At 65.3% G+C, this 12,807-nt stretch carries 8 protein-coding genes and 1 pseudogene; 2 read left to right on the top strand and 7 right to left on the bottom strand.

The genetic code is table 11. The annotated features are described in order from the left end of the window. Positions 1-47: 47 nt before the first annotated feature. The 4 genes from glnG to glnA all read right to left on the bottom strand — a co-directional run bounded on the left by glnG (position 48) and on the right by glnA (position 4,963). On the bottom strand, positions 48-1,457 hold the full coding sequence (gene glnG / locus CN538_RS09550; protein ID WP_106419272.1) for a nitrogen regulation protein NR(I): 1,410 nt from the start codon (positions 1,455-1,457) through the stop codon (positions 48-50). Between the two features lie 88 nt (positions 1,458-1,545). Beyond that, positions 1,546-2,589 carry a nitrogen regulation protein NR(II) gene (gene glnL, locus CN538_RS09545; RefSeq protein ID WP_106419271.1) on the bottom strand — a complete coding sequence of 348 codons (1,044 nt, stop codon included), beginning with the start codon at positions 2,587-2,589 and terminating at the stop codon, positions 1,546-1,548. Positions 2,590-2,799: 210 nt separating this feature from the next. Further along, positions 2,800-3,366 (bottom strand): DUF4124 domain-containing protein, encoded by a 567-nt coding sequence (locus CN538_RS09540; RefSeq protein ID WP_164999560.1) that lies wholly within the window; start codon positions 3,364-3,366, stop codon positions 2,800-2,802. A 190-nt stretch (positions 3,367-3,556) separates the two neighbouring features. Beyond that, the gene (gene glnA, locus CN538_RS09535; RefSeq protein ID WP_106419269.1) at positions 3,557-4,963 is read right to left on the bottom strand and encodes a glutamate--ammonia ligase; all 1,407 of its coding nucleotides are present in this window, start codon (positions 4,961-4,963) and stop codon (positions 3,557-3,559) included. A gap of 441 nt (positions 4,964-5,404) precedes the next feature. On the opposite strand from glnA, the gene CN538_RS09530 reads away from it, so the two are divergent. Beyond that, positions 5,405-6,400, top strand: coding sequence for a polysaccharide deacetylase family protein (locus CN538_RS09530; RefSeq protein WP_129591340.1), 996 nt, complete (start codon positions 5,405-5,407; stop codon positions 6,398-6,400). Between the two features lie 4 nt (positions 6,401-6,404). Here CN538_RS09530 and CN538_RS09525 read toward each other — a convergent pair whose 3' ends face one another. From CN538_RS09525 to CN538_RS09515, 3 genes are all read right to left on the bottom strand, one after another. Continuing rightward, entirely contained in the window at positions 6,405-8,018 is a 1,614-nt protein-coding gene (locus CN538_RS09525; protein ID WP_106419267.1) for a methyl-accepting chemotaxis protein, read from the bottom strand. A 134-nt stretch (positions 8,019-8,152) separates the two neighbouring features. Beyond that, complete coding sequence (locus tag CN538_RS09520; RefSeq protein WP_242495724.1) at positions 8,153-8,731, bottom strand: nucleotidyltransferase family protein; 579 nt, start codon at positions 8,729-8,731, stop codon at positions 8,153-8,155. Beyond that, entirely contained in the window at positions 8,728-10,305 is a 1,578-nt protein-coding gene (locus tag CN538_RS09515) for a TerC family protein (protein ID WP_207233719.1), read from the bottom strand. Before CN538_RS09515 ends, CN538_RS09520 begins: the two co-directional genes overlap by 4 nt. A 475-nt stretch (positions 10,306-10,780) precedes the next feature. Here CN538_RS09515 and typA point away from each other — a divergent pair. Next, positions 10,781-12,624 (top strand): annotated as a pseudogene (typA, locus tag CN538_RS09510) (translational GTPase TypA). Positions 12,625-12,807 lie beyond the last annotated feature (183 nt).

The raw sequence follows: 12,807 nt of genomic DNA, 5'->3' as shown, positions 1-12,807 counted from the left end.
GCGTCGTGTCAGACTAGCCGCTTTTATGATCGAGGTTAAATTCGGTTTCAATCGTCCGCCAGCGCCGGCAACAACACCTTCAACTTGCGCGTCAGGGTGTTGCGCCCCCAGCCCAGCAGCTCTGCGGCTTCACCCTTGCGACCGCCGGTGTGCTTGAGCGCGGTCTCGATCAGGATACGCTCGAAGTCCGGCACCGCTTCTTCGAGCAGGTGCGTATGGCCCGCCGCCAAGGCGCGATCCGCCCACTCGCGGAAGGCCGCGCGCCAGTCACCGCTGGGCGCTTCCACGCCGTCGAGATCGCGCAGCTCCAGCGGTAGATCGTCGACCAGCACCTCACGCCCCGAGGCCATCACGGTGAGCCAGCGGCAGGTGTTCTCGAGCTGGCGCACGTTGCCCGGCCACGGCAGCCGGGTGAGATGGGCGGTCGCTTCCTGGGTCAGCACCTTGGGTTCGGTGGCGAGTTCCTTGGCGGCCTCGGCAAGAAAGTGCTGGGCCAGCCGCGGGATATCTTCGCGCCGCTCGGCGAGCCGCGGCAGGTGCACGCGGATGACGTTGAGACGGTGGAACAGATCCTCGCGAAAGCGCCCGTCGGCGACCAGGGTCTCCAGATTCTGGTGGGTCGCGGCGATGATTCGCACGTCGACCTTGACCGGGGTGTGCCCGCCGACCCGATAGAACTCACCGTCGGCGAGCACGCGCAGCAGCCGCGTCTGGGTATCGGCGGGCATATCGCCGATCTCGTCGAGGAACAGGGTGCCGCCGTCGGCCTGTTCGAAGCGTCCGCGACGCTGGGCGGTGGCGCCGGTGAAAGCGCCCTTCTCGTGGCCGAACAGCTCCGACTCCATCAAATCCTTGGGAATCGCCGCCATATTGAGGGCGATGAACGGCTGACCGCGGCGCGGGCTGTGCTGGTGCAGCGCCTGGGCCACCCGCTCCTTGCCGGTGCCCGATTCGCCGTTGATCAGCACCGTGATATGAGACTGCGACAGCCGGCCGATGGCGCGGAACACCTCCTGCATCGCCGGGGCCTCGCCGATGATCTCCGCCGAGAGCCCCTCCGGCAGCGCCGCAGGCGAGCGCCGCTCGCGGGCGTGGGCGACCCCGCGGCGCACCAGCGCCAGGGCGTCGTCGACATCGAACGGCTTGGGCAGATACTCGAAGGCACCGCCCTGGTAGGAGGCCACCGCACTGTCCAGATCCGAATGCGCGGTCATCACGATCACCGGTAGGTCCGGGTGCTTCTCGCGCACCTTGGCCATCAGGTCGAGACCGTCGATCCCGGGCATGCGGATATCGGTCAACAGCACCTCCGGCGGCTGGCGCTCGATCGCCTCCAGCGCGGCGTCGGCACGCTCGAAGGATTTCACGTCCAGATCCGGCTGCGCCAGCGCCCGCTCCAGAACCCAGCGGATGGCACGATCGTCGTCGACGATTACGATACGGGCGACATCGCTCATGACACTCCTCCTTCATTAAGATGAATCGCGCTCGCGGCGATGGCGGCAGAGCGCGTCCTTGCGCGCCCGCGGGGATAGTGAGAGACGCTCAAACCGGCGCCTCGAACGGAATCAGCAGACGGAACTCGGTGGCCCCGGGCCGCGACTCGCACTCGATCAACCCCTGGTGCTGGTGCAGGATCGACTGCGCGATGGAGAGCCCGAGGCCACTGCCCTCGGCACGCCCGGAGACCATGGGGAAGAACAGCGTCTCGCGGATCGGCGCAGGAATCCCCGGGCCGTTGTCGAGAATCGCCATCTCGCACACCAGGCGATGGCGCTCCGCGCCCAGGGTGAACTGGCGCCGCACCCGGGTGCGCAGGGTCAGCCGCGGCTCGGGGGTGGCGTGTTCGGTCATCGCCTGCACCGCATTGCGCGCAACATTGAGCGTGGCCTGGATCAGTTGCGCCTCGTCGCCGATCAGATCCGGCACGCTGGGGTCGTAGTCGCGCTCGAAGGCGAGCCTGGGGTGCTCCGCTTCCAGCAGCGCGCGCACCCGCTCCAGTACCTTGTGCACGTTGAGCGGCTCGTGGCGGACCAGGGTATTGGGACCGAGCATGCGGTCGACCAGATCGCGCAGGCGGTCGGCCTCCTCGACGATGACGCGAGTGAACTCCGCCAGTTGCGGGTCAGGCAGGTCGCGCTCCAGCAGCTGAGCCGCGCCGCGAATGCCACCCAGCGGATTCTTGACCTCGTGGGCCAGTCCGCGGGTCAGCACCTTGACCGTCTCCTGACGCGCGATCAGCGCCTCTTCACGGGAGATACGCAGCAATCGGTCACGCGGCTCGATCTCCAGCAGCAGCTCGCGGCTGGTGATCGGCGTTGCGGTGAAGTCAACGGTGATCGTCTCGCCGCCGGGCAGCGACAGCGACGCCTCGCGCTGGGTGTAAGGGTGGAACTCCTGCATCGCCTTGCTCAACACCTCGCGCACGCGCCCCGACTCGCCCTCCAGGCACTCCAGCCACTGCCCCACCACCCTCGGCCGGCTGGCCGCCAGCAGCGCCTCGGCGGCGGGATTGAGCCAGCGCACCTGGAGCCGCTCGTCGAGCAGCACGACCGCCGTCGTCAGATGTTCCAGCAAGCGTTGATACATACGTCGTTCCATCGTGGTAATCCGCCATGTCCTGATTCAGTGCAAGAACCGCGCCACCTCCCCGCCAGCGGGCTTCGGTGGCCTGAAGGCCGCGCTATCCTATCGCCAATGCACCAAAATGGCGCACAGGATTCAAGGTGAGTCAGTTCAAGCCGGGTCGGCTCAAGGCGAGTCGGCTCAACCCAGGGGGAACAGAGGCGAGTGGATGGATCACTTCGAACCGTTGGCGCGATTCGGATTGGCGGGCAGATTCACGCTGGCGCGTTGGACATAGAGCGTGACCGGCGGCGTCGCCATCTGCACCGCACCCTGAGCATCGACGATCTCTGCCAGCAGTTGGTGCTCGCCACGCGCCAGCCCGCTCACCGCAAACACCTGGGTGCGCATCGGCGACTGGCGCACCTCGCCATCGACGCGCAGCTGAACCCGGTCGGAGGCCACCAGTGGCGGCTGGATCGCCAGACGCACCTGTACGCCGCCGGCGCGCCCGGTGGGCAGGGTCGTGCCGTCGGCGGGACTGGCGATCTCGAAGCGCGTGTAAGCCGCTGCCGCCTCGGGCGCCGACGCCTCGCGCGGTGGCGACGATGGCACCACCCCTGATGCCCCCTCGGACTCCCCCTGCGGGTCGACCACACTGATCGGCGCCAGCTCGACCCGCTCACCGCTGGCCGGGCGGTCGCTGTAGACCACGTTGCCCTGGGCATCGACATGCCGGTAGACCGGCGCCGCCAGCGCCGCGCTGGTGGCCATCACAGCAGCCATCACAGCGGCTGTCATGACGCCCGCCAAGGCGCGCCCTCCGCTCCGCCCACGGCGGCGGCGCCCACGCCGGCTCTCACACTGGGTATCGCTACGCATGCGCATGTCCCCCGCTTGCCGTTTCGTCGCTCCATTTCCGCTCTCTATCGGCCGCAGACGAAAAAGCCCCACCGAAGTGGGGCTTGTCGTCATGCACGAACGCCGGCGTTCAAAGGCTGTAGTAGAGATCGAACTCGACCGGATGCGTGGTCATGCGCAGACGTTCGACATCTTCGCCCTTCAGCTCGATGTAGGCATCGATCATGGAGTCGGTGAAGACGCCACCTTCGGTCAGGAAGGCACGATCCTTGTCCAGCGCTTCCAGCGCCTGATCCAGGCTGTTGGCGACGGTCGGAACTTTCTTGCCCTCTTCCGGCGGCAGGTCGTAGAGGTTCTTGTCCATGGCATCGCCAGGATGGATCTTGTTCTTGATGCCGTCGATGCCGGCCATCAGCATCGCCGAGAACGCCAGGTACGGGTTGGCGGTCGGATCAGGGAAGCGCGTCTCGACACGCTTGGCCTTCGGGTTCGAGGTGTACGGAATACGAATCGAGGCGGAACGGTTACGCGCGCTGTAGGCGAGCATGACCGGCGCTTCGAAACCCGGCACCAGACGCTTGTAGGAGTTGGTCGACGCGTTGGTGAAGGCATTCAGGGCACGCGCGTGCTTGATGATGCCGCCGATGTAGTAGAGCGCCATCTCGGACAGGCCGGCGTACTCGTCACCCGCGAACTGATTCTGACCATCTTTCCAGAACGACTGGTGGACGTGCATCCCGGAGCCGTTGTCACCGACCAGCGGCTTGGGCATGAAGGTCGCGGTCTTGCCGTAGGCGTGCGCCACGTTGTGGACCACGTACTTCAGTTCCTGAACTTCGTCGGCCTTCTTCACCAGGGTGTTGAACTTGACGCCGATCTCGTTCTGGCCGGCGTTGGCGACCTCGTGGTGGTGCACTTCGACCGACTGGCCGATCGCCTGCAGCGTGTTGCACATGGCGCTGCGGATGTCGTGGAAGCTGTCGACCGGCGGCACCGGGAAGTAGCCACCCTTGACCCGCGGACGGTGCGCCAGGTTGCCGCCTTCGATCTGACGATCGGTGGACCAGGCACCCTCTTCCGAAGTGATCTTGTACATCGAACCTTCGATGTCGGACTTGAAGTGGACCTCGTCGAAGATGAAGAACTCGGGCTCCGGGCCGAAGAAGGCGGTGTCGCCCAGGCCGGTGCTGTTCAAATAGGCTTCGGCGCGCTTGGCGATGGAGCGCGGATCACGCTCATAGCCCTGCATGGTGGCCGGCTCGATGATGTCACAGCGCAGGATCAGCGTAGCGTCTTCGGTGAACGGGTCGAGGAAGCCGGTGCCGTCTTCCGGACGCAGGATCATGTCCGATTCGTTGATGCCCTTCCAGCCTTCGATGGAAGAACCGTCGAACATCTGACCATCTTCGAAGAATTCGGCGTTGACGGCGCTGGCCGGGATGGTGACGTGCTGCTCCTTGCCCTTGGTATCGGTAAAGCGCAGATCGACCCACTTGACGTCGTGTTCTTCGATAAGGGCGAGGGTTTTCTCAGACATGTTGTCCTCCACTGTGAGCCATGGCTCGATTCGTTGGCGAATGTCCAACACCGCTTTTTAGCATGTGACCCGGGCACTTGCCCATGCGCGCAATCACTGCCCGCGGATCGATAAAGCGTGTTACGAAACAAGAGCAAGTAATGTGCCAAAATGAGGCACACGTGCCCGCAACAATAATAAGCCGCTGTAATGTGGAGTTTTTTTATCGACGCATCGATGCACTAAAATCGTCGAGGAAGTATCGAGTGTTCATTCTGGTGCGTCACAAGCAGACGAATGCACCAAAAAGGTTAGCCAAAAAGCCAGAATGCACCAATTTGACGCACGACTCGGCCGTGCAAGTTTGCGCCAGGCCCCTTTTCCACGGCGAGCAGGACGGAGATACTGGGGCAGAGGGCGCCTTCGCCGCCACCGTCGCTCCCTGATCACGGAAGGCTACACATGCCCAGGCTGGATCGCCCACAGGATGTGGTACAACGCTTGCGCGGCCATTGGCGGCGCAACCTGAGTGAGCCGCTATGGGGACGCAGCGCGATTCTGGCGCTCAACCGCGTGCTCGACAGCGAAGACGAAGCCCGTCTGCCGCATCGCCGCGACACCAGCCTGGGGCCGGAGAGCCTGGCGCACCTCATCGCCACCCTCACCGAAAGCGCCCAGATCGTCAGTCTCGAGAGTGCTCTGCAGCTGCATCACGACCAACTGCCGCGCATCGCGCTGACCATCGATGGCGGCTGGCGCGATGTCGCCACGCGGCTGCACCCGCTGCTCGAACGACTGGCCTTCCCCGCCAGTGTCTTTCTTCCCGACCCGACGGTTCGCCAACCGTGGATGCCCGATCGCACGCTGATCGCCGAAGCGCTCTGGCACGACGAGAGTGACGGCGGCCGTGTCGCGACCCGGCTTGCCGAACTCGACCTGCCGGGCGCGCCCCGCGGCGGTCAGGACGAGCGCAAGAGTCAGGCGATCGCGGACTATCTGCAGGCACAGCCGGCGGCACAGGCGCCACGTCTCCGGGAAATCGCCCAGACGCTGTGGCAGGAAGACCTGGCAGGCAGAGACAGGATGGAGCCGGCACTAGATGCCTTCAGCGTGCGCCGGCTCGATCAGGCCGGACTGTTACGCTTCGGACAACTGACCGACGTCGCCGCCCTCGGCGCCAGTGCCGATGCCCGGCGCGCGCTGCAGACCGGGCAGCAGCGGCTGTCGCGGCTGTGTCGCGAGCCGTTGAGCATCCGCGCCTGCACCGACCCCGGCGATATCGCAACGCTCGACCGCTTCACTCGGCTCGACGCCGATGCCCGCTGGCTGACGCGCACGCCCGGCTGGCTGGAGCCCGGCAGCGACACCCGGCGGCTGCCACGCTTCGTCATCGGCCAGCCGCTGGCCAGCAGCGCAGGTCGACTGTTCGACTGGCTGCTGGGGCATCTGCCGCACTGAGACGTCAGGTGAGTGCAGCGCGCGGCACTGGCGCCTCCGCGTCATCGGGCTCTCCAGTCTCGAACGACGCCATGGCCGCCAGAAGCTGATCCGCCTGCGTCCGCAACGCCTGGGTGGCACGCTGGCTCTTGTCCGCCATGCTGGCGTTCTGCTGCGTCGTACGGTCGAGTTCGACCACTGCCGCGCCCACCTGACTCACACCCGCGCTCTGCTCGATACTGGCCTGGCTGATGTCCGCCATCAGACCGCTGACTCGGCGAATCGCGTCGAGTAGCTCATCGATGGTCGAGCCTGCACGGTCGACCAGTTGGGTGCCGTCGTTGGTCTTGGCGACGCTGCTCTCGATCAGCCCGCGAATGTCGCGCGCCGCCTCGGCGGCACGCCCGGCCAGGCTGCGCACTTCGGTGGCGACAACGGCGAAGCCGCGCCCATGTTCGCTGGCGCGTGCTGCCTCCACCGAGGCATTGAGCGCCAGGATGTTGGTCTGAAAGGCGATGTCGTCGATCAGACTGACGATATCGGCGATACGAGCCGATGCCTGCTGGATATCACGCATGGTGGTGACGACTTCGGAAAATGCCTCACCGGCGCGCTCGGCGACCCCGGCCGCTTCCGCGGCGACACGATCGCCTTGGGTGGCGTTATCAGCGTTCTGGCGCACGGTGGAATCGAGCTGCTCCATCGAGGCCGAGGTCTGCTCGATGGCAGTGGACTGCGACAGGGTCCGCGTAGCGAGCTGTCGATTGTCCTCGTCGATACGTGCACTCGCCGCGGCCACGGCGTTGGCCCCCTGGCGCACGTCGACCACGGTCTCGCGCAGTGTCGCGGCGGTCTTCTCCAGCTCATGCATGATGCTGCGCTCGGCGCGCCCCGGCTTTGGCGTCACGTCGAGGCGTCCGCGGCCGATGGCTGCGGCCAGCGAGCGGACTTCGTCCGGCTCGGCACCCAGGGTACGCTTGAGCCAGAGCGTCAGAGCAGCGGCGATGGAGATACCCAGCACCAGGGCTGCACCGCACAAAGCGATCATCAGCCAGCGGAAGCCCGTGGCGACGCCACGCACCTTGGCAGCTTCAGCTTGATTGAGGGCTTCTTGATAATCGATGAAGGCGTTGATCGCCGCGAGCCAGGCGACGAACGCCGGGCGGGCCTGCTGGAGCACCAGCGCCCGGGCCGATGCGATGTCGCCGTCGCTGCGCAGCGCTATCACGCGCTGCATGATCGGCAAGGTGCGCGCCTGCACCGCCTCGATCTCGGCAAACAGATCCTGATCGCGCTCGGCGACGTGGTCGGGCTCGGCGAGCATCTCCTCCATATTGTTCTCGGCGACCACGAAGTCAGCTCCGAGACGCTTGATCAGCGCCAGCACCTCGGGCACCTCGTCGTCCCCGACCAAGGTGAGATCGCGTAGCGCGATGGCACGATCGTGCACACTGCCGCGCATGTTGATGGCGTAACGCTGCTTGACGCTGTTGATGTCATTGATGACGGCGAGGCCGCGATCGATGGCGGCGACCCGCCAGATACCAACGGCGGTCACGATCAGCATCAAAAGCAGAATGGCGGCAAAACCATAGCCGAGACGTGCAGCGAGAGTGAGATGGCGGAACGGATGGGGCATGGGGATCGGTCTTCCTGTGACTGAAGGAGCGCGCTCGTCCTGAGGGCACTAAGTTTACTTCGGCCAAAGACGCCCAATCTTTAACGTTCCATTTACCTAAACTTACCCAAGCACCAAAGAAAACGCGCCAGGCGCTAGCGAATGCCAGATAAGTCGCACTGCAAATGCGGCCATTGCAGGCACCAGCGTTTCTCGGCCACACGCCGATGGAACACCGCCGCATCACCATGGCGCGGGTTGTGCGACAGCTGCCCCGCCAGTAGCGAGTCGAGCCCCAACGGGGCGCTCAGACGCAACGCCCCCGACGCTTCTAGACGCACGCCCACCGCGGTCTCGCGCTCGACCCAGTAGCGCATCGCATCGCTGGCCGAGGCGTAGGGCACGTGGCCGTGGCGCCGGTGCATACGCGCCTGGTTCTTGACCGACCACGGCTGCCCGCTGGCCGCGCGCAGCCGCTCGCTCAGCGCGCGGTCGCGGGCCTCACGAATGTCGTCGGGGTCGTGATAGATCAGATCGATATCATTGAGCGGGGTGGGCGTCGCGTAGCCGTGCAGCCGGTCCCACACGCAATTGCGCACGAAGCCGGCGGCCAGCCAGGCATCCGGCAGCGCCAGTTCACGCGCCAGATGGAGAGCGGCCAGGCGTCGGGCATCCTGCGCGATCCACACCAGCAGGCACGCGGTAGCGGGCGCCGCCGCGTGCCCGACACTCACTCGGGGCCGGCCAGACACAGCCTTACCCGGCGGATACGATGGCGCTCGACATCACGCACCTCGATGCGCCAGCGCTCGATATCCACCCGCGCACCGATATAGGGCAGGGTCTCGAGGCGGTCGACCACCAGACCACCGAGGCTGGTGTAGTTGCGCCCCAGCGGTAGCGGCTCGGGCAACTGCTGGTTGACGTCGACCACATCCTCGCTGGCGTCGATCTCGTAGCAATCCTCAGAGACCCGGCGGATCTTGGCCTGCGCGCCCTGGGTCTGCGGGTCCTCCTCGGCGATGTCCATGAGGATATCGAACAGGGTGACCACGCCCTCCAGGGTACCGAACTCGTCGACCACGAAGGCGATCAACGCGCCACTGCGCTGGAACTGGCGCAGCGCCTCGACCAGGCTGGTGTTCTCGAGCAGCACCAGCGGCTGTTCGACCAGCGTCTCCAGCGCCAGCGGCGCCTGGGTCAGCAGGGTGTCGATCAGGCGCTTCTTGTGCACCACGCCGAGCGGCGCGTCGCGCTCTCCGCCCCGAATCGCCACCAAGGTAGCGTGGGTGCTTTCGCGCAGCTGCGTCTGCTGCACGCTGAGCGGTTCGTCCAGATCGACGCAGTCGAGATCCCGGCGCAGGGTCATCACCGCGCTGATCGGCTTGTCCGCCATCGACAGCACGCCGCGCACCATGCGCCGCTCGTCGGCACCGAAGACCGCCGCATCGGCGTCATCGCTTTCATCGCGTGGCGCCTCACCGGTACGCTGCTCCAGGCTCATGTCGCCCCCGCTGATCAGGCGCATCACCGCATCCGCGGTACGCGCCCGGCGCGCGCCCAGGCGGGCACCGGCGCGATCCTCGTTGCGCCGGCGCCACTCGTGCATCACTTCGATCAGGATCGAGAAGCCGATGGCGCCATACAGATAGCCCTTGGGAATGTGCAGCCCCATGCCCTCGGCGACCAGACTGAAACCGATCATCAGCAGAAAGCCGAGACACAGCAGGATCACCGTGGGGTGCTCACCGACGAAGCGGGTCAGCGGCTTGCTCGCCAGCAGCATCAGCCCCATTGCGATGATCACCGCGATCATCATCACCATCAGGTGATCGACCATACCGACCGCGGTGATCACCGAGTCGATCGAAAACACCGCATCGAGCGCCACGATCTGCGCCACCACCACCGAGAAGGCGGCATAGTGGCCGCTATTACGCCCTTGGTGGGCGGTGGCGGCATTGAGATGGTCGTGCAACTCGCTGGTCGCCTTGTAGATCAGGAACAGCCCGCCGCCGATCAGGATCAGGTCGCGCCCGCTGAAGCCGTGCTCGAAGAGCTGGAACAGCGGCCGTGTCAGCCCCATCAGCCAGGAGATCGCCGCCAGCAGCACCAGACGCATGACCAGCGCCAGCGACAGCCCCAAGACACGGGCGCGGTCGCGCTGCGCCGGTGGCAGCTTGTCGGCGAGAATCGCGATGAACACCAGGTTGTCGATCCCCAGCACGATCTCGATGATCACCAGGGTCAGCAGCCCCGCCCAGGCGGCGGGCTCGAGCATCCAGGAGAATTCGAACCACGCCATCATCGCCGCTCAGCCTCTGTGGTGAAGCGGTTCGATGCAGTCACGCAAGCCGCCCCTGGGGGCCGGCCGGGTCGCCGGAGGCGAACACGCGAGAGGGATCGGGAGTGCGCCGGGAAACACAGCGGCGCGGAGAGAAAAAACGCGGTGGAGCGACGACAACCGTCGTCGTTAGACGTGGACAAGCCAGGTCCCTCGTTGACTATGAAGCGGCCAGTCTAGGACCGGCAGCGGCCAAAGGGAATCCCGTCGTGTGGCGGCATCGGCGGCGATCGCCATCGAAATGTCATCGCCCGCACGGGAAACTGCCATCAAGACCAACGACTTCCGCTGTCTACACGACGAAGTAGCCAGTCTCGCGCCCTTGCCTGTACAATGCGCGGCCGACCTTCCTACCCGTGCCCAGGGTCATTCGTCGATCCCGTGTCAAAAGGCGATCGACAGCCAACGTGGGCGCACACATTTATATGGATACCGCCCCATGAGTGACACTGACGCTCGCATCGAGAGCATCCGCAACATTGCCATCATCGCGCACGTCGACCATGGCAAACCACGCTCGTCGACAAGCTGCTGAGCCAATCCGGCACCCTGGACCGCAAAGCGGAAGGCCAGGAGCGGATCATGGACTCCAACGACCAGGAAAAAGAACGCGGCATCACCATCCTGGCCAAGAACACCGCGATCCAGTGGAACGACGGCAACGGCCGCGACTACCACATCAACATCGTCGACACCCCGGGACACGCTGACTTCGGTGGCGAGGTCGAGCGCGTGATGTCGATGGTCGACTCGGTGCTGCTGCTGGTCGACGCCGTCGACGGCCCCATGCCGCAGACCCGCTTCGTGACCCAAAAGGCGTTCGCCCAGGGTCTCAAGCCGATCGTCGTGGTCAACAAGATCGACCGCCCTGGCGCGCGCCCGGACTGGGTCATCGACCAGATCTTCGATCTGTTCGACAACCTCGGCGCCAGCGATGACCAGCTCGACTTCCCGATCATCTACTGCTCGGCGCTCAACGGCATCGCCGGCATGGAGCCGGACCAGTTGGCCGACGACATGACGCCGATGTTCCAGTCGATCGTCGATATCGTCGAGCCGCCCAAGGTCGAACTCGACGGCCCCTTCCAGATGCAGATCTCGGCGCTCGACTACAACAGCTACGTCGGCGTCATCGGTCTCGGCCGCATCAAGCGCGGCAGCGTTCAGCCCAACCAGCAGATCACCGTGATCACCAAGGAGGGCAACACCCGCCGTGGCAAGATCGGCCAGGTGATGACCCACATGGGCCTGGAGCGGGTGCAGACCCAGCAAGCCACCGCCGGTGACATCGTCTGCGTCACCGGGATCGAGGATCTGGCGATCTCCGACACCCTGTGCGACGTCGCCGCGGTCGAGGCGCTGCCGGCACTGACCGTCGACGAGCCGACCGTCTCGATGACCTTCCAGGTCAACGACTCGCCGTTTGCCGGCAAGGACGGCAAGTTCGTCACCAGCCGCAACATCAAGGAGCGTCTGGAGCAGGAGCTGATCCACAACGTGGCGCTGCGCGTCGAGCAGGGCGACAGCCCGGAGAAGTTCAAGGTCTCCGGCCGCGGCGAACTGCACCTCTCGGTCCTGATCGAGACCATGCGGCGTGAAGGCTTCGAGATGGCCGTGGGCCGCCCCGAAGTGATCATCCGCGAGATCGACGGCGTCAAGCAGGAGCCGTACGAAGAGGTGATCATCGACTGCGAAGAGCAGCACCAGGGCTCGGTGATGGAAGAACTCGGCTACCGCAAGGGCGAGCTCTCCAACATGAACCCGGATGGCAAGGGCCGCGTGCGTCTGGACTTCATCATCCCCGCCCGCGGGCTGATCGGCTTCCGTGGCCAGTTCCTGACCCTGACCTCCGGCACCGGCATCCTGACCAGCCGCTTCGACCACTACGGCCCGCTCAAGCCCGACGCCATGATCAAGCGCCGCAACGGCGTGCTGGTGTCGATGGTGCCCGGCAAGGCGCTGGCCTATGCGCTCTACGCCCTGCAGGAGCGCGGCAAGCTGATCGTCGAGCACGGCACCGAGGTCTACGAAGGCATGCTGATCGGCATCAACAACCGCGCCGAAGACATGGTGGTCAACCCGACCAAGGCCAAGAAACTCGACAACATGCGCGCCTCCGGCAACGACGAGAACATCGTTCTGACCCCGCCGGTACGCTTCTCGCTGGAACAGGCGATCGAGTTCCTGGACGACGACGAGCTGGTGGAAGTCACTCCCAACCACATCCGTCTGCGCAAGAAGTATCTGACCGAGAACGAGCGCAAGCGCGCCAAGAAGAATTGAGGAAAGGCTGATACCCGATTCGAAATCGGATTAAGATGGGCGGCACTCGCACCCATCGCCATCGCGCCGGCAGGCTTGGACCTGCCCACCCGCGGTGACGATGACCAGGCGAGTTGCCGCCTTTTTTGCGTTCGAACGGTGCCAATGCGGCAAGTGCCAACCCGACACCTCACCTCAAAAGCG

The sequence above is a fragment of the Salinicola tamaricis genome (assembly GCF_003006155.1).
Lineage (GTDB): Bacteria > Pseudomonadota > Gammaproteobacteria > Pseudomonadales > Halomonadaceae > Salinicola > Salinicola tamaricis.
This window is presented reverse-complemented; position numbering and strand designations above follow the sequence as displayed.